The organism is Paenibacillus sp. YN15, assembly GCF_003285005.1.
Classification (GTDB): Bacteria; Bacillota; Bacilli; order Paenibacillales; family NBRC-103111; genus Paenibacillus_AR.
In genome coordinates this window covers 17,553-36,248 of the sequence record NZ_QMFA01000050.1, presented here as the reverse complement: position 1 = coordinate 36,248, position 18,696 = coordinate 17,553, and the positions used below count along the sequence as shown (strand labels likewise).

The following is an 18,696-nucleotide window of genomic DNA, read 5'->3' as shown; positions in this document are numbered from 1 at the left end:
ATGATCGAGATCAGCGGAATCAGCAAAAGCTTCCTGCGGGAGCAAGCAGTCAGGGAGCTTAGCCTGACCATACATAAAGCTTCTGTTTTTGGCCTTTTGGGCTCCAACGGCGCAGGCAAAACCACCTTGCTGAAGCTGATGGCGGGCATCATGAAGCCCGATGAAGGCATTGTTCTTTTGGAGGGGGAGCCGGTTTACGAGAATCCGGTGAACAAGGGACGTTTGCTGTTTGTTCCCGACACCCCCTACTTTTTTCCCCAAACCAGCATGCGGCAGATGGCGGACTATTACCGGTCGGTTTATCCCGGCTGGAGCGAGGAGCGGTACAAGCAGCTTGGCCAAGTGTTCCAATTGGATGAAAAGCGCAAGCTGCACCGCTTCTCCAAAGGGATGCAGCGGCAAGCCTCCTTTTGGCTGGCCTTAAGCTGTATGCCGGAGGTGCTCATTCTGGATGAGCCCATTGACGGTTTGGACCCCATCATGCGCCGCCAGATCAAAAACCTGCTGTTCCAGGAATCCGCCGAACGGGGTATGACCACCGTCATTTCCTCCCATAACCTGCGGGAAATCGAGGATTTATGCGATCATGTAGGCATGATGCACCAAGGCAGGCTGATCATCGACAAGGACCTGGATGTGATGAAGGCGGATACCCACAAGGTCCAGACGGCCTTCTGCAACGGGGACGTGGAGCCGGAGCTTCCCGGCCATCTCCGGATTCTTCATTCGGAATCCCGGGGCAGCGTCCGGGTTTACATTGTCAAGGGCGGGCGCGGAGAAATTGAGGAGTCCTTCCGCCGCCTGAATCCGCTGGTGCTGGATCTCCTGCCGCTTACACTGGAAGAAATATTCTTTTATGAAATGGGGGATGCGGGCTATGAAGTCCAACCGGTTCTTCTTTAATGCGGGCATCATCCGCCAGGACCTCCGCCAGCATGGCTGGATCGGCATTTTATATCTGATCGGACTGCTATTTTCTCTTCCTCTTCAGCTCATGATGACCGAGCGGTCACCGCGCGCTCCCAAAATCGTTCTGGATAATCTGTTTTCCCAGGGGGGCGGAGATATTCAATCTCTTCTGATTCTGATGTTTCCTGTGGTTGCCGGCATCTTCGTATTCCGGTATCTGCAGGCAAAAGGCTCTGCAGACTTCCAGCATAGCCTGCCTTTGCCCCGGGGACGGCTGTTTCTCTCCCACCTGGCCAGCAGCTTGCTTCTTCTGGCAGTGCCTGTGCTGATCAATGCTTGCGTTGTGGCCATTCTGAAGATGATGCCCGGCCTTGCCTACGCGTTCAGTTGGCCTATTTTTTTGAAATGGCTGGCCACCTTGCTGGTTCTGACAGTTTTTTTGTACGTATTCACCATATTTGTGGGCATTTGCACCGGGCAGTCCATTCTGCAGACGGCCGTGGTTTTTATCCTGCTGCTTCTGCCTGCCGTTCTGGGCGAGCTGTGGCAGTTTCATTTTCGGACCTATCTGTACGGCTATTCCAGCTATACCGCAAACGGCAGCATGAACTGGGCGAATTGGTCGCCGCTTGTGCAATTTCTCGAGCAAAATTTGGGATATTTCAACTACTATGCAATCCTCATCTATGCGGGATTGTCCATTGCTTTCGGCGCTGCCGCCTTTTTCCTGTACCGCAGGCGCAAAACGGAGGCCGCCACCCAGGCCATCGCCTTCAGCTATTTCAATCCGCTGTTCCGCGGCGGGGTGATGGTCTGCGCCATGATGGTGGCGGGAGCCTACTTTCACCAGTCCAACAATAACCCCGGCTGGACCTGGTTCGGGTATATTGTCGGAGCGGTGATCGGATTTGCGGCAGTGGAGATGCTGCTGCAAAAATCCTGGCAGATCTTCAACCGGGCCGCGCTGATCCGGTTTGGGGGCTTTACTGTGTTATGCGCCTTGATCTTGTATGTGCCGGTAACCAATATCAGCGGTTTTGTCACCCGGGTTCCGGAAACCGCCCAGGTGGGGAAAACCACCATTAGTCTGGAAGGCCGGGTTCATTTCGTGTACGGCCAAGCTTACGCCCCGAGAGACGAAACCTACATCAACTTAATCCGGGAGCTGCACAAGAAGCTGGTGAGCACCCGCGCCAAAGGTCCTTTGCCTGAAAGCCCTACCCCCATCCAAACCATGAATGTGTCCATTGCTTATTGGCTGGAGGACGGCTCGTTTCTTTCCCGGCTGTACAATACCATCCCGGTGCCCCTGATCGAGGAGCAATTGAAGCCGCTGATGGAATACGAGAGCTACAAAAAATCCATCTTTGATTTGGACCTGCTTGACCGGAGCATTGACCGGATCACCCTGGAGGGGAATTATTACGCGGAGGGCAGCAAACCTGAGCAGCATCCCAAAGCCGCCGTGATTACCAACCCGCAGGAAATCAAGGAATTCCAGGACCTTCTGAAGAAAGAAATTCTGAATATGAGCTATGAGGATATGACCAGCGGGTTGTTAAGCTGGGCGAGCGTCAAGGTGCTTCCCTCCGGCAAAAACGACCAGACCAACTATGCATGGAGCAAATCCTTCAAGGAATTGGATGCCTGGATGACAGCCAAGGGTTATGCTGCCAAGGTCAAGCTCACCCTGGAGAATGTGGCGGATATGCAAGCCGTCCTCATCGATACGGAGCTTGCAGCTACCCGGTACGGCCGGCCGACCGAACAGGAATTCCGCCTCCACTCCGAGATCAACACGCCTATTGCCATTACGGATAACCAGAAGATCCAGTCGGTGTTGGAAAACATGTCCCAATACCAGTCAGGCGCTGCCGGGTACATGATTAAATTCAAGCTGGCCGGCACCAGCCAAACCATCTGCGGGTTTGTTCCGGCGGATCGGCTTGCCCCCTGACTGCTCTGAAAAGAACAACTCCCGTCTGCCGCATGTCGGCGGCAACCGGGAGTTGTTTTTGTTTGAGGGAGTTGGCTCAGCCTTTTTCCCGGAGCCGGATACGGATATAACGGACAATTTCCGCCAAAAGCCCCAATGCAATCCCTGCCGCGGACAAAAGCAGGAAATAAAGAAACCCGGCCAGATCCCTGAAGCCGTCCATCCCCAGATAAGCGCTCCGGATCATGGCGACGAGGCCGAGGGCAAGACCGATGGTGGACAAAAGCCAAAACCAGCGCAGCCCCAGCCATCCCAGCCCGTTCACAACGACGGCGGCCACCAAGCTGAACAGCAGCAGCCTCAAGGCCAATCCCGGATCAAATTCATTCTTCCAAATGACGAAGCGGGTCAGCCACATCACCCCTGCCATCATAAACCCGTACCATACGAACCAGACCAGCCAGCGTCTGCTTCTGGCCGGCGGCAGATTGTTCATCCTTCCTCTTCCTCCTTCCCTATGCAGAACCCGCAGAAACGCTTATTTAAAGCCCATCCCTCCTACGGGTTCTCTTAAAAGCGCCTTTTGCCGCTTTCATCAAAAAATATTCTCATTTCAACGTGACTCATGCTTCACGACCGTTCTGCTGTCTCCTTCATCCGGAGGCGTGACTCTTCGGCCAATTCACTACCCTCACGGGTGGTTTTTTTGTTTTTGCTTCTTTCTTGCCTTTCTTCGTATATATCGCGGACCCAATCCGCAACAGGAGCTTTTCAGCGTTCATTTTTATTGGGAATGTTCTTGATCAGGCTTAATGGATTTAGCCCCATTTCCTTTGCCATTTTGACTTCCTGATCATTTAATCGGCATCTCGCCTTGGCTTCCTTCCATAGCTGTTCCTTCTTGCTTATGTTTGCCATGCACATCCCCCCTTCTTATATATTGAATCCAGTCTTCCGCCAATCCGGAAACAAATGTTTCCTGGAAGCACTTTGTCCCTGACATTTGAAGCCGCTCTATTAACCCGCTATCCCAGCTGATTTGTAGGGTTGATAGTCGGGCAAGCTCCTGCGCTGTGAATGACGGCCCTTTGGGAGTGGCGGTGAGGTAAGTTCGGGAATCGAATCTCCAGGGAACAAAAAAATCAGGGAATCGCCTGGCAAACTGCTGTCCCATCTCCAGTCCCTTCAAGTCAAAATCACCAGAATAATAGAGCCTGCACCCACTATCAGGCATCCCTAATATCCGGTGGATCAGCTGCAGACAAGCCAGACTGGGCTGCCCGCTTGTACAAATCAGCAAGGGAGGCGCCTCCTCCGCTTCAAGTCCGCTGAGCGGCGCCATCCTCTCCGTAATATCCATTAAGGTAGAGAAGACTGAGGGATTCTCTACAGCATAAATTCGGCGAACCGGGAGTATTGCCTCCAGTTTGCCAGCCTCCACCTGCCGCAGCGTAAACATTTGAGGGATCGCAGCTTTTCCCGGAATTCCGGCGTACACGTGCACCCAGGAAGAAATATCGTCATCGGCAATCCCCCAGGCCCGGTAGACCTCCCGAATCTGCAAGGAGTCCGGAAGCAGAAGTGAGTCCGCTGCCTCCGTTTCCGCATAAGCAAGCTCAGGCTCCGGGTCATCGGCAACGTCAGATCCCTGACTCGTTTCACTTCGTACAGCGTGCAGACCAAACCATAACAACCGACCAGCGGTCGTCTTCAAATCGAAGGCGTGAGAATCTCCGGTAAGGCTTCCCGCCAGAACAGGAAGCCGTATCCGTTCCATGGGTTCCCGGGCAGATGACAGCACATGAATTAGTCCGCGGCAAGCCTGGAGAAGCGCTGCTTCTGCCTGAACTGCGGAAGTCCGAAACTGTTCCCGCACCGTCCGGTATCCCCGGGTTCGACCTTCCTGAACCTGCCGCAGCCATTCCTGCAACGCCTCTCCATTGGGAGATGGAGCAGCGTCACGCAACAATGCCAGAGCGGGTTCGAACAGGCTGTTCCAATTCCGGCTTTGGAGCTCCTGCAGTTCTTCTTTGGTGCGAAGCGGCTGTCCCAGCAAAGCTTCGTACAATTGCGCAATAGTGGGAGGAAACGGGCATCTTCCCAGCTCCGCCTCAAAATCCTTCAGGAATATCGCCCTGTCGTTCCCCACCTGCTCGTTCCAACCGAAGAATCCGTTCAGACAATCGCATTCGGCTTCCGTTAATTCACAGATTTTTACATGTCCGCCTGTCCGGCCCAGCGCACTGTATCTTTTCCAGATTTCCGCAAGGATTCGCTCAAAGCCGGGCCTCCGGAAATATTCCCTGGCCTTTTCCGCACAGAAGCCTGCTTCCGGTTGCATATCCATTTCTAAGCCCCCACCTCGGAACCAGCCTCTTCCTGCACAAACTCCTTGTACCGGCCGTTCCATCTATAGTGGAACAGGGTAACCCAATCCGCATCCTTCGGGCGATGCACCTCATAGATGCTCAGCTTCGGAACGGTGTCATAGCAGCCCCAGAGCACCTGGGACGTCATCATATAATCAAAATCCATCTCCGTCAGCAGCTGGAACATGTCCTTCATGTTCTCCTCATCTACCCCGGCGAAGGCTTCGTCCAGCGAAATGATCCGCGGGGCATCAGGCCTGCCGTCGGAATAGCGGGAATAGGTGGCGGCAAACAGCGGAATGTACATGGCCATCGCCTTCTCGCCGCCGCTTAGCACGTTGAAGCGGGAATCGGTCAATGGACGGTAAGCGGTCTGTTCTCCTTTGGCATATTTCAATTCGAAGACAAACCAGTTCCTGTAATCCAGCACCTCATACAGATGCTTGCGGAGCGACTCCTGTTCTTCTCCCGCCCGGTGTTTGGCGTATCCGATATGGGAGCGGAAATGGGTAATGATCTGTTCAATCTCCACCTCATGCAGGCGGTGGGAATCCCGTTTCATAAGCTCCACCAGCCGTTCCGTATCCAATTGGCTCTCGTTCTGCGCAGGCCGCGGTATCCATTCCAGCTTCAGGCGAAGGCCGCTTGATGTATTTCGTTCCTCCATCAGCCTGTTCATCTGCTTCACCCATTGCTCCGCCCGGTGAATCTTCTGCCGGATCGCCTTGCCGACGCTTCTCAGAATGATCTCCTCATACAGCTCCTTGTCCCTTTCGCTAAGAAGCTGTGACTGTTCCTCCTCAGCCTGGAGCAGCTCCTCCAATACCACCCGGGGAGCGTGAGGCTGATTGCGGTTGCGCATGGACAAGAGCACAATCCTGCCGGTTGTATCCTCAACCTCCGCCTCCAGCACATAATCGGCCAGAGTAAGCCGCACCTGGTTGTACTCCTCCAGAAGGGAGTTTGCCATCCGGTCCGGATTCTTGCTCTCGCAGGATGGCGCATACTGATCCTGAATCTCCCGGCAAAGCTTGCGCAGCTGAGCCGGAGCCGAAGCCTCGCCGTAGCTGTCAGCCCAGTCCCGCAGCAGCCCCCTCTTCATTTCACTGTGCCACTGACTCCAGGCCTCCAGCTTCTCCTGCTCATAATGAGTCAGGCTTATCCGGCTGCTCTTAAGCCGCTCCTCCAGCGCTGCCTCCTGACGGTCAGCCCGGCTTCGTTCCTCATACAAGCCTTTTTCCTTCTCTTGCAGGCCAAGCTTTTCCTGCTTCAAGCTTTCTAATTGATAGGCAATCTCCGCAAGCCCCAGCTCCTCAATCAGCTGCCGAAGCTTGTCCACCTGCACAGACAGCCTACGGCAATCATCGCTCAATTCATCCTGCATCTCCTGATAGGCTTCCAGCGTATCCTGAAGCTCGGCCGCTTGTTCCTGCAGCTGAGCCTGCTGGCGCATGGCCTCCCGATGCTGAATCCAGGCGGTGTGCAATTCGGACAACGCCTGCTCATAATCGGCGACGGAGGACAAGCCTTGCTGCAGCTGCTCCTCCCGCTTTAATCCGGACCATTCCGATGTAGCCTCATGAAGCTGCAATTGAAGCTGCCGCCACTCGGAGGTTTTGGCTTTAACCCGCTCCTCCATCCGCTCTTCCACCTTCAGCAATTGACTAAGCAAGGCCTCGGCGTTGATCAGCCCGTCCAATGCAGCCTGCAGCGCGGCGGAATCCGGAAAGCTGGCCGCCTCCTGCTTGACCTGCGCAAGCCGGCGGTCCGTCTCCTCCAATTGGTCCGCGCATACGCGCAGCTCTTGCGCAATCGCTTCAAGCTCCGCCTCAAGCCGGGCAATCTCCAATTGACGGGTCCGCTTGCGGGTCTCGTGTCCAATATAGGCCGCGCGCGTTTTCCCGGCCGCTTTGCCCGCCAACGGCCCCAACCGGTAATGGCCTCCGGCGCCGATTCCGGCAAGAGCAAAACCCGCCAATTCTGCTCCATCCTCTTCCCACAAAAAGGTACGGAGTACCGCATCGATCATGGACCGCTTAAGGCCGCTGTCCTCGGGGACAACCGGCTCCAGCAGATCAGCCAGCGTATACCCGATTTCATGGGGCGCGGGAATGATCCAGGCCTCTTCCTCCGCTTCTCCCCGCTTGCCCATACGCCCGTCCGGATAAATCCAGGCATCCAGCAGTCCGGCCTGCTCCAAAGCATCCTCCAGCCGGGCCTTCTCCTCCTCTGACAGATGGGATTGGAAGTCGCACACGGTATATAACGGCGCTCCCTGCCCGGCTCCTCTTCCGGCGCGTGACCGGGCCCGCGCTTGTGTGCGGACCGGCTCCGGGTCCCGGTTCGTTTCCCAGGAGCGTTTCTCTTCGCTTATTTTCTCCTGCTGCTCCTTCCAGGCCTTCTCCCGCTGCAGCCACTCGCCGCGCTGGCGGAGCAATTCATCCTTGCGCATCTCCCATGCCTCCAGCACCGGTCTCCGGAAAGCCTCCGTATCCCGCAAGGCAGGCCCAAATTCACGGACGGCGGCCAGAGCCCGGCGCACTCCCTCATCCGATAAGGGAAGCAGAGCAAGGCCGGAGCGCCATTGTACGATCCGGTCCCGGTATTCATCCTTGCCATCCTCCAGGCGGGCTTCCATCTTCCCCCGTTCCACCTCGGCCCCTTCCCGCTCCTTGGCCGCTTCCCCCAGCTGCCGTTCGATCTCCTGCACCTGACGGTATGCCTCCCGCTCCTTGCGGGCCAATGCAAGGGCCTGATTCAACGCCTCCCTATGGCTGCGGATGTCCCTCTTCCATGGCTCCCGCCATTGGTCCTCCATAGGTACCCCTCCGCTCCAGTTGCGGTGGTACACAGCGTGCTGGACAAACTCCATATCCTGCGCCAGCCCTTCCAGCTCATCCAGCAGACCGGTTTGCTCCTGAAGCTGCTTTTGCGCCTTTGTGGCTGAAGCGGCCTCCTCCTGCCTTACCCGGTCCAGCCGTGACCCTGTCTGCCGGGTTTGGGCTTGAGCGAATTCCAATTGCTTCTCCTTGTCCCGCAGCGTTCCTCTCGATGTCTCGTACTCCCGCTGCTTCTCAATGGCCTCGTGCTTCTCCAGAATGCCAAGCTCCGTCTCCACATCGGATTGCCGCTGCTTGACGGCTGCAAGAGCCTGCTCCGCCTCCGCCTTGGAGCTGCATGCCGCTTGATGCTCCCGCTCCACCTTGCCAACCTCGGCTGCCTGCCGCTCACATATCCCTTCCCTCTCCAGCACGCGCCCGGAAGCGGTATACAGCTGAAACTGGTTATAGCGGTCATATTGCTCCTGAAGCCTGGCCATATCCCTGCGGTGAATCCGCAGCTCCTCCAAACGGTCGGTGATCTGATCCATATCCTCCAACACCTCGGACAGGGGCCGCAGGTCATCATCCTGCAGCGGCGGCAAGGCCGAAGCAAGAATTTCGTACATGGAGGTAGGCTTGAATTCCTTGGACAGCTTGGGGCTGCGCAGCCGCACAAGCAGCTGCAGCAGATCCTGATACCCGTCCGTATCGGCAAACCCAAACAGGGTTTTATTAACCATATCCCGGTATGCAGCCTGCTCCTGAACAACTTGACCGCCCGAAGCGATCTTCTCGGCTAATTCCCGGCGCCCAAGCGGGACCTTCGCTCCAATCTCCACCCATTCGGGACGGTTGTACAGCCAGAAGTCTTGGTTGATCCGCCGGCCATCCTCGATAACGAAGCCCCAGAAGCTGACCTGAGCCGCTCCCCTCCGGGCCCGTAATCCGATGCCGATGGTCTTGAACAATTGTTTGCCCGGATGGAAGAATTCCATCCACAGATACCCCGTCACATCCTGCTTGCCGCTGTCGTTCTCCCCCAGCAAATAATATTCGATTCTTCGATCCTTGGAGCCAAAAGGGTCCAATCGGTGGGGCCGCTTGTCCCCATCCAGCACCAGCGGCAGGAAGCTTTGCATCGTCACCGATTTGCCGGAGCCGTTGGCTCCGCGCAGAATCAGACGCCCATCCTCCAGTTGAATCTCCTGGTCCAGATAATACCAGAAGTTAAAGATTCCGACGCGGTTCATCCTCCAGCGCTGCTGTTCGTTTTCCGCCATAACAGCCTTCCCCCTCCCAATTAGAGCCAGGTATCAACCCGAGCTACAAGTCAAATTCCCGCGAAGCATATTCCGCCGTCCACCGGCCAAGCACGGGATAAAGCACGAAGATCCCGTTCGCTTCGTCCGCCCACTCCCCTAAGGACCATTGGGCCAAATGCGAGAACAATTGGTCGGCAAGCTCCGTCGAGGTGGCCTCCCGGTGTTCCTTGCTCCAATATTCCTTATGTCTCTCCCGCAGCTTAAGCAACAACCGTTCCAGATCAAGTCTTCGTATCCGGATGGAGCCATCATCCTCCGTATACAGTCCGCTTGCGCTATCCGGCAGATTCAATTCTCTGCGCAATTCGCCTGCCACCAGCAGCGCCAGATCAGAAATGGCCGACAGAGTGGGAAACAGCTCGGGCTCTCCCGTCAGCTCCGGATGGAAAAACAGCAGCCCCTCCCGGTAGCGCCTTCCCTCCCAGCCCAGCATCTTCTCCAGCTGATCGATCAAGGAGCGCCGTTGGGTGATGACATAATAGAGATCATCCTCATCCCATTGCCGGTCCAACACCACCGGTTCCAGCAGAAACCGGCGGTATACCCGATGCCTCCGTTTATCCGCAATCCCGTCCGGCGTATCCGCATATACAACCGGATCAGCCAGCTGCTCCGGGCGATCGTAGGCGGTCAGATCCTGGGGGAAGCGCCTGAGAATATAACGGGAGACGGGAGAGCATTCGTACAGCACATTCCGCCCCGCATCCTGGGCCCAATCCGTCTCATCCCCGTCCACATTCAGCAATGCGCCCAACGTCTTCAACCGTTTCAAGGCTCTGGCCATGGACAATCGGTGATAATAATTGGTCCAGTCTGCCTCCATCCCTTCAGCAAGCATGTGCTCCCGCACCTGCTCCGTCAGGTCGGTCAGTAAGAACTGGTCCAGCTCCGTCTTGCCCTCCAGAAACCACAACCCATACGTAAAAAATACATAATCCCGCTTCTCCCGAAATTCGCCAAACCCCATCCACGGATGGGCCGTGACCGGAACCTTCTCCAGCTTGGCCATGGTCCGAGTAACCACCAGCGACATTCCCGCAAACCGCATAAACCACTCCCGCAGTTCCTGGTGCTGGTCCTTGATCGCATGATAAATCTCGGAGTCTGTTTCCTTTAATATCCACGGCCGGTTCAGCAATGCCTCCGCACAGGCTTTGCGGCGCTCGGCTACCCCGGCCTGATCCACCGATTTGCCGGTTCTGCCAACAGGCGACCGTCTATTTTTGGTTAGTTGATTCATGGGTCACCTCTCCCTTTGGCATAGAAGCGGCAGCAGCCTCGCGAATGGCCCCCAAACCGGTTTGCGTGAACTCCAGGCGGTAATTCGGCAAATTCAAGCTTCCGTCCTCGCATTCGATCTCTGCCCGCTCTTCCGTCCGCGGATTAAGCAGTCTGATCACAACACCTTCCGGAGTACGAAACTGATACTGGCCGGCGGAAATACAGCGCCCGACCCAATACAGGAGCTGTCTGCGCCAACGGGCGGATACGGGGATGGCCAGTCCCGACATGGCAATCTGGCCGGCAGCAAGCATAGCTTCCAGCATCTGACGCTCTTCCTCCTGCTGCTTGAGATAAGCCTCCCGGGCATGATTGATCTTGTCCGTCTGCTCCCGCTTCACCGGCTCCGTCTCCGACTTGTCCGAGCGTTTGCGGCTGCGTGAGCGCAGCATCCGGGGCGTAGGCGTTTCACTCCACATGGACATATCCGCCCGGTCCGAGCTGCGCAGGTCTTCCCCCTGCAAATGCCGGGTGGAGAACAGCCCGTAAGCGTATCCTGCAAGACAATGGGCTTCCTCCAAGGATTCCAGCTCTTCGAACCATTTGGCCAAATACTCAAGCTCCTTCTTCCGGCTGAGTCCGGACCGCTTGCGCTCCTGAATGCGAATCACGCAGCGGACGATACGGGCAATAGCATCCTTCGTAGCCCGTTCAAGCAAGGTCAATTCGCTGACCATCCGGCTGTCGCCAAGAAACCATCTCCGCAAATTATCCCAGCCCTGGGTAAGCTCAATGAGCAAGTCCTCCCGGCTTGGTCCCTCTTCCAGCCGAGGCTTGGCTGCCTCGTCTTCTATAACTCTGTCCAGGAACATATCCCGCACATGGTCGCTGATCTGAACCAGATTGCCCTCAATTTTGTACGCGCTCTTCTGCAGAGCCTGGACAAAATTCTGCAGGTATCCGGTCAGCTTCTCCTTGAAGATCAAGAACGATTCAGTCATCATCATCTCTTCCGCTTTGGCTGTCTGCAGGCTGGCAATATAGTCGGCTGCATTCTCATGGAGCTGAACGAAGGAGCTATACAGCTCTGTCCATAGCGCCAGGGCCTCGCCGGGCTCCAGCGGCTCGATATTCAAGGCCTTCAGCCGGACCTTATAGATTTTCTCGGCAATGGTATCGAACAGGGTAGACTCCAATGAGCCTCCGTACCCGGTAACCTTCTCCAGATTCTCAAGCAGCCGCTCGATCTCGATGGAGTAAGGGCGCAACAGATACTGCATCTTCTTGCGCATATATTCCTCCAGCGTCGCCGCCCGGCCGCCATCATGCCGCGAGGCAAGATTTTGCCAATTGGAAAGCTGCTCCAGGTCGGACAGGCATTGCTCAAGAGTGTAGCCTTCCAGCACTCCCCATTCCATCACACCTTCATAGACCTCTTCCGGCCTGAGCCAATAACGCAATCTCTTATACTCCTGATAGAAAAAACGCATGATCGCCCGGTAACGGGCTACATTGTCCGCGTTGGCATACTTAAGCTCCGGGACGCTGCGCAGCGCATGGCTGCTGATAGCGGGTTTCTCCGACACGGCTCTCCCGCTCCTTTCAGCACATTTTGACTTCTACTATAATTGGAATTGCCAGAACCATCAATCTTCGGCAGGCTTCGAGCTTGCTTTGTAACAAATACCTGTTGATGGCAAATGTACGTTCGTGTATGATGAACACAAACAGGAATTTGCACCGGGACGGAGGGTACAGGGAATGGAGATGGACCGCTACAAGGACTATTTAAACCATATAAAAGGCTTGCCCGCAGAAAGAAAAGACCGGATTATCCAACAGTTTGCCGCCTGGATGGGGTTTAACGAAGAAAAATTACGGATGAGAAAATTTCACAGGGGCCCGAACTGTCCTCATTGCTGCGCCCCGCATGACCAGATCGTTTGCTACGGCAGCATGGCGGGAAACAAGCGCAGGCGTTACTACTGCAAGCAATGCAAGCACACCTTTAATGACCGGACAGGAAGTGTCCATCACGGAAGCCATCTTCCCGAGAAGTGGCCCGCCTATCTTGGCTTTATGCTGGAAGGCCTCTCCATTCGGGAGTGTGCGCGCAAAGTAGGGATCAGTCCAACCACATCCACTGCCTGGCGGCACAAAATACTGGACAAGCTGATGGAAATGCCCTCGGAAAATCTCGAAGGCATTATTGAGGTTCATCAATACACTCCTCTCCCTACCCGCAAGGGACAATCCAGAAAAACAAGCAACACCCCCGGCCCCGTTTCTCCTCCGGTGGTTATTATGGCCATTGACCGCAGAAAGCAGGCTTTTGTCGGTACTTGTGACGAGTTCCTCCGGTTATACATCAGCGAACATGATCATGTTGCCCGCCAATGGGTTGCCTCGTTTGAAACATCATTGGATCAAATCCCTATACCAGTGAACAATCCTCCCAGATCTATTGCATTCCAGGAATTATTAAACTCCCCCAATCAAGTTCACTCTCTCGCCAAGGAGTATGTGGACATGACCTGCCACCGCATGAGAGGCGTAGCGGCCCATAATCAGAAGCGTTATGCGGCTTGGCAGCGATTCTTGCGGAGTACTGCCGGACTGCGGCCAAGAGACAGGCTGGATAAAATGCTGGTTTCGCTCCTATAAAAGGGGATAATTAACACAATTCATGCTGATAGAAAAATAGAATCACCATAAAGGCTGCCCACATGAATCTGGTACATTGTCAAATCAGCGACGTGAAACCAGTAATCTATCCGGACTGAGCATCCGCTAATTGGCCAGTTTTGCCTCTTTCCCCATTTTCGCGGACACACAGTACCCTATTTGCTCCTACAGGCGCCGATTTCGCCAATATTCAGGCCGATAACGGATTCTTAGTCCGCCCAGATACAAAAACACTGATTTTCCTCGAAATAACGAATCGTGAGTCCATTTGGTAGTTGCTCCCGCAATGATCCGTTGATTCCGTTCCCTTATTTCATTCACGTGCCGCTTCCCCGATATATAGTTTTCGCAAGACTTGCACAAAAGCCCCTCCGGGAATATCCCGGAAGGGCCGATAGCCGTACTGCAACTTCAACGCCAACCGTCCAAGCCTCAGGACAGCCGCGAGGCGTAGTCCTGGTAACCGAACTCCCGCACCACTTTAATGCCGCCGGCTTCGCTGAAGGTGGCAATGGCGGGCAGGTTCACGCCGTTGAACATATTGGTCTTGACCATGGAATAGATGGCCATGTCCGTGAACACCAGCTTATCCCCCGGCTCCAGGGGCTTCGGGAAGGAATAATCGCCGATAACGTCTCCGGCCAGGCAGGTCAGCCCGCCCAAACGGTACGTATGCGGGTATTGCTGGGCTTCACCGGCCCCGATAATCTCCGGCCGGTACGGCATCTCCAGCACATCGGGCATATGGCATGCCGCGGAGGTGTCGAGAATGGCGATATCCATGCCATTGTGGACAATATCCAGCACCGTCGCCACCATAAATCCGGTGTTCAGCGCCACCGCTTCCCCCGGCTCCAGGTATACCTGGAAGCCGTAGGTTTCCTTCAAGCGGTTGATCACCCGGACCAGCCGGTCCACATCGTAATCCTCACGGGTGATGTGGTGTCCGCCGCCCATGTTCAGCCACTTGAGCTTCTTCAGATGCTCGCCGAACTTTTCCTCCACCACCGCCACGGTGCGCTCCAGGGTATCGGAGTTTTGCTGGCACATGGTATGGAAGTGCAGTCCGTCTATCCCGTCCAGCTCATCTCCCCGGAACTGGTCCAGGGTAACGCCAAGGCGGGAAAATTGGTAGCAGGGATCATAAATGGGTGTGCGTCCCTCCGAATATTGCGGATTGATGCGGATGCCCACCTCGATTTTTTTGCCGGGAACGGATTGCACCTTGCTCTTGAACTTCTTCCATTGGTGGAAGGAGTTGAAGACAATGTGGTCCACATAACCAAGCAGCTCGTCAAACTCCCGGTCCACATAAGCGGGGGCGTAGGCGTGAACCTCCTTGCCCATCTTTTCGCGGCCCAGTCTGGCTTCATGAAGGGAGCTGGCGGTGATGCCCTTCAGGTATTGCCCCACCAGCGGGAACACCTCATGCATGGCAAACCCCTTCAAAGCCAGGAGAATATTGCAGTCCGTCCGCTTCTGCACCGAGTCCAGAATCTCCAGATTCTTCACCAGAAGCCGTTCGTCCACGATATAACAGGGAGAGGGCAAGGCCCCAAAATCAATATCCATTGTTTTTATCACACCCTTAGTCCAGAAGCGTGGGGGAGAAATCCTCCTGCCACGGCAAACCTTGCTTGTTCAGTTCCTCCATGAACGGGTCCGGATCGAATTCTTCAATATTGTATACGCCGGGCTTCTTCCATATGCCCTTCAGGATCATCATGGCGCCGATCATCGCCGGCACGCCGGTGGTGTATGAGATAGCCTGGGAGCCAACCTCCGCATAACATTCCTCATGCACACACACGTTGTAGACATAATAGGTCTTCGGCTGGCCGTCCTTCACGCCTTGGATAATGCAGCCGATGTTGGTCTTGCCCTTGGTCCGCGGGCCAAGAGACGCCGGGTCCGGCAGAATCGCCTTCAGGAAGTGCAGCGGAATAATCTCCCGGCCTTCAAACATAATCGGCTCGATGGAGGTCATGCCTACATTCTCCAGCACCTTCAAATGGTTCAGGTAATTATCGGAGAAGGTCATCCAGAAGCGGATTTTTTTCAGCCCCTTGATGTTCACGGCCAGAGATTCCAGCTCCTCATGGTACAGGAGGTAGATGTTCTTCGGTCCGATCTCCGGCAGGTCATAGGTTTTCTTCTCGGACAAAGGCGGCGTTTCGATCCATTCGCCATTTTCCCAGTACCGGCCATTGGCGGTAATCTCCCGGATATTGATCTCCGGGTTGAAATTGGTGGCGAAGGGATAGCCGTGATCCCCTGCGTTGGCATCGACAATATCGATGGTATGAATCTCGTCAAAATGATGCTTTTGGGCATAGGCGCAGAATACGCCGGTTACCCCCGGGTCAAAGCCGCTGCCCAAAAGGGCGGTAATGCCGGCCTTCTCGAATCTTTCCCGGTAGGCCCATTGCCATTTATATTCAAACTTCGGCACTTCCGGCGGCTCATAGTTGGCCGTATCCACATAGTGAACTCCGGTAGCCAGACATGCGTCCATTATGGTCAAATCCTGGTAGGGGAGAGCCACGTTGATAACCACGTCCGGGCCAAAGCTCTTGATGAGGGCAATCACCTCATCCGTATTATCAGCATCAAGCTTGGCAGTCTGAATCTTTGTTTTGCCTCCGTCAAGCTTGGCCTTTAGCGCGTCGCACTTCTCTTTCGTGCGGCTGGCAATGCAAATTTCCTCGAAAACGTCCGGATTCTGGCAACACTTGTGCACAACAACACTTGCAACGCCGCCGGCGCCAATAATCAGAGCTTTTCCCAACTCACTGACCCCCAATTCGCAGTTTGAAAATCAACAAGCACGATTATACAGAAAAGGCCACACATTATCAAGAAAAATGACAAAAAATGAGGCCTCGCCGGAATGGAGCCCCATTTCCTTCATATTTCCTTCATAATACAGTGAAATCCTCCTGATTTCTTAACTTTCCAAAAATATGGTTTGCGGTGAAATCCCTCTCCATCATACCATATTTGAACCGGAAGCAAAAATCTCCCGCCTGCCCGATTGGCTTGTTCCACCCGGCAAAAACACTTACTCTTTCATGGATTCTTTCTTCACTCTTTTCCTATAAGAGACCTCCAGGATTGTGATGATCGCAACTCCCGTGAAGCCGAGGCCGAACATAACGATAATAAGGGCCATCCATTAGCCACCCTTTCTTGTCTAAGGAACACAGGTTATGAAATTTTTTCCTCCCACCATTATATACCAATGAACTTAGGGGTTCAAGTTGAATTTGCATGTATGTTTCCTTTTTTCCTGGATTGCTATAGTTTGGATAGGTGATCATATGGCATTTGACTACTCTGTAATCGGCAAAAGAATACGCCAGGCCCGGGAAAGCAAGGGACTGACGCAGGAACAGCTGGCCGAAAAGCTGGATGTCTCCAACGCTTACATCAGCAAAATCGAACGCGGACGGACACCCATCAATCTGGACCGTCTTTCGGAGTTGTGCATTACGCTGGAAGAAACTCCGGAATATATTCTAAGCGGCGCCAATAACGGCACCCGCGATTATATGCGCAATGAAATTATCGCCATGCTGGAGGGATGCTCCGCCGAGAAAATCCGGCTGATCTCCCAGGTTATCAAACCGATCGTCGATTACAAGGAAAATAAGCACAGCTAAACGAACCCTAAATCTTTCGGATTTGGGGTTCGTTTTTTTGGGGGGACTGTCAAAAGTACCCGGACTTCGCTTCGGAGCATCACGTCACTTTTGGGGGATTATTACGGGGGCTCCCCCAAAAGTACCCGGAATAGGCTTCGGAGCATCGCGTCACTTTTGGGGGATTACTTAAACTCCCAGGCGCTCAGGCTGAGATTGCCGTACTGGTAGCTCCGGTGCAGGAGCTTCGCCTGCCGGGAAACGTCTCCCGCTCCCATAGCCAGCAAAAGCGGGATAAAGTGCTCGCTGGTGGGCACCGCCGTTTGAGCCTGAGGCGCCAGCTCCCGGTAGCGGAACAGGGCGGGCAAATCCCAGCTCGCCAGCTTCTCCTCCAGCCACTGATCAAACTCCGCGGCCCAGTTGTCCACTCCCGCCGCTCTCCAGTTCACCTGCCGCAGATTATGGACCGTTCCGCCGCTTCCCATAATCAGAATATCGTCCTGCCGCAGCTCCGCCAGCGCCCGCCCGATTTCATACTGCTGCTCGTTGGACAGATGCCTGTTGACGGACAGGGCCACAACCGGAATATCCGCCTCCGGGTAAAGCAGCTTAAGCACGGCCCATGCGCCGTGGTCCAGCCCGCGGGTTTCATTCTTGACGCTGACAATTCCCCGCTCTGCAAACAACGCGGACACCTTCCGGCTCAAGGCCGGGTCCCCCGGGGCCGGATAGGTCATTTCATACAGTTCCTTTTGAAACCCGCCGAAGTCATAGATAGTCTCATATTTCCCCTCGACGGCGCTGACCGTCTGGACCGGCTCCTCCCAGTGGGCGGAGAAGACCACGATTCCCTTGGGTCGCGGATGGCTGGCGGCAAAACCTTTCAGAAACTCATTATATGCATGGTTCTCCAGAACAATAGTGGGCGCTCCATGGGCAAAAAAGTAGGAGGGCATCATAGCTGTTTCACTCCTTCATTAAAATTGTGTTTATCGCCCTTTAAAAATATTAGCAATATAAAATATTTATTTGTATTAATTCTACTCCTCCCCCAACTGGCGTGTCAAACGAAACTTTGCTAATATAAATATAACTTTTGTATTGCAAATATTTTGTCAAAGGGGAATTATTTATGGATATCGGCGCTTCCATACGGGCCATCCGCAAAAGAAAAGGCATCACCATCGCCCGGATATGCGAAGACACAGGATTGTCCCAGGGCTTCCTGAGCCAGGTGGAAACAGGCCGGACCTCCCCCTCCATTGCCACGCTGGAGAGCATCGCCCGGGCTCTGGGCGTACCGTTGCCTTACCTTCTGCTGCAAAAGGAGGAGCGCATGACCGTGATCCGCAAGCAAGAGCGAAAGGTGACCGCCAGCGGCTCGGAGCATCTGCGGGTGGAGCATCTGGCGCTCACCCGCCACATGCGGATGATGATGGTGGAGGTTCCGCCCGGAGGCTCTACCGGCTCAGAAGTCCATGCCCATCCGGGAGAAGAGATCCATTTGGTGGTGAAGGGGCGAATTTGGGCCCAGCAAGGAGAAGATGCCGCGGAATTCGAAGAAGGCGACTCCTTTGCCTGGAGCGCCTGTGTGCCGCACATGGTGAAGAATATCGGGGAAGATACGGCGCTGGTGCTGATCGCCGTCCATCGGGATACCGGAGAGGGAGAGGACTATTTGTAGACAGGCGGCGGAAGCTTATTATGCCTTCCAAGAACTCCCACCTGCTCGCTGCACCCGGAAGAGCGTAGCGGAACTGAGCGACTCTTATAGCGGCTTTTGCCGCTTAT

General features: G+C 54.9%; 13 protein-coding genes. 5 read left to right on the top strand and 8 right to left on the bottom strand.

What is annotated here, in order from left to right; genetic code table 11:
* Positions 1–903 carry an ABC transporter ATP-binding protein gene (locus DQG13_RS26860; protein WP_113023265.1) on the top strand — a complete coding sequence of 301 codons (903 nt, stop codon included), beginning with the start codon at positions 1–3 and terminating at the stop codon, positions 901–903.
* The gene (locus DQG13_RS26855) at positions 878–2,866 is read left to right on the top strand and encodes a hypothetical protein (protein ID WP_113023264.1); all 1,989 of its coding nucleotides are present in this window, start codon (positions 878–880) and stop codon (positions 2,864–2,866) included. The genes DQG13_RS26860 and DQG13_RS26855 overlap by 26 nt, the downstream gene beginning before the upstream one ends.
* A gap of 76 nt (positions 2,867–2,942) precedes the next feature.
* Here DQG13_RS26855 and DQG13_RS26850 read toward each other — a convergent pair whose 3' ends face one another.
* The 5 genes from DQG13_RS26850 to DQG13_RS26825 all read right to left on the bottom strand — a co-directional run bounded on the left by DQG13_RS26850 (position 2,943) and on the right by DQG13_RS26825 (position 12,165).
* Positions 2,943–3,341, bottom strand: coding sequence for a hypothetical protein (locus DQG13_RS26850; RefSeq protein WP_113023263.1), 399 nt, complete (start codon positions 3,339–3,341; stop codon positions 2,943–2,945).
* Between the two features lie 357 nt (positions 3,342–3,698).
* A complete protein-coding gene (locus tag DQG13_RS26840) occupies positions 3,699–5,192 on the bottom strand; it encodes a TIGR02679 domain-containing protein (RefSeq protein WP_181593016.1) in 1,494 nt (497 codons plus the stop codon).
* A gap of 2 nt (positions 5,193–5,194) precedes the next feature.
* On the bottom strand, positions 5,195–9,316 hold the full coding sequence (locus tag DQG13_RS26835) for a TIGR02680 family protein (RefSeq protein ID WP_113023261.1): 4,122 nt from the start codon (positions 9,314–9,316) through the stop codon (positions 5,195–5,197).
* A 43-nt stretch (positions 9,317–9,359) separates the two neighbouring features.
* Positions 9,360–10,598 (bottom strand): TIGR02678 family protein, encoded by a 1,239-nt coding sequence (locus DQG13_RS26830; protein ID WP_113023260.1) that lies wholly within the window; start codon positions 10,596–10,598, stop codon positions 9,360–9,362.
* Complete coding sequence (locus DQG13_RS26825) at positions 10,576–12,165, bottom strand: TIGR02677 family protein (protein ID WP_258525884.1); 1,590 nt, start codon at positions 12,163–12,165, stop codon at positions 10,576–10,578. The genes DQG13_RS26830 and DQG13_RS26825 overlap by 23 nt, the downstream gene beginning before the upstream one ends.
* A 175-nt stretch (positions 12,166–12,340) precedes the next feature.
* On the opposite strand from DQG13_RS26825, the gene DQG13_RS26820 reads away from it, so the two are divergent.
* Entirely contained in the window at positions 12,341–13,243 is a 903-nt protein-coding gene (locus DQG13_RS26820; protein ID WP_113023259.1) for an IS1 family transposase, read from the top strand.
* A 453-nt stretch (positions 13,244–13,696) separates the two neighbouring features.
* On the opposite strand, the gene nspC is transcribed toward DQG13_RS26820, so the two are convergent.
* Positions 13,697–14,836, bottom strand: a complete 1,140-nt coding sequence (gene nspC, locus DQG13_RS26815; protein ID WP_113023276.1) for a carboxynorspermidine decarboxylase — start codon at positions 14,834–14,836, stop codon at positions 13,697–13,699.
* 16 nt (positions 14,837–14,852) lie between these two features.
* Positions 14,853–16,052 carry a saccharopine dehydrogenase family protein gene (locus DQG13_RS26810; RefSeq protein ID WP_113023258.1) on the bottom strand — a complete coding sequence of 400 codons (1,200 nt, stop codon included), beginning with the start codon at positions 16,050–16,052 and terminating at the stop codon, positions 14,853–14,855.
* Between the two features lie 532 nt (positions 16,053–16,584).
* Between DQG13_RS26810 and DQG13_RS26805 the strand changes: the two genes are divergently transcribed.
* Positions 16,585–16,926, top strand: coding sequence for a helix-turn-helix domain-containing protein (locus DQG13_RS26805; RefSeq protein WP_113023257.1), 342 nt, complete (start codon positions 16,585–16,587; stop codon positions 16,924–16,926).
* 164 nt (positions 16,927–17,090) lie between these two features.
* Here DQG13_RS26805 and DQG13_RS26800 read toward each other — a convergent pair whose 3' ends face one another.
* A complete protein-coding gene (locus tag DQG13_RS26800) occupies positions 17,091–17,864 on the bottom strand; it encodes a DODA-type extradiol aromatic ring-opening family dioxygenase (protein ID WP_113023256.1) in 774 nt (257 codons plus the stop codon).
* A gap of 173 nt (positions 17,865–18,037) precedes the next feature.
* Between DQG13_RS26800 and DQG13_RS26795 the strand changes: the two genes are divergently transcribed.
* Positions 18,038–18,589, top strand: a complete 552-nt coding sequence (locus tag DQG13_RS26795) for a helix-turn-helix domain-containing protein (protein ID WP_113023255.1) — start codon at positions 18,038–18,040, stop codon at positions 18,587–18,589.
* The last annotated feature ends 107 nt before the right edge of the window (positions 18,590–18,696 follow it).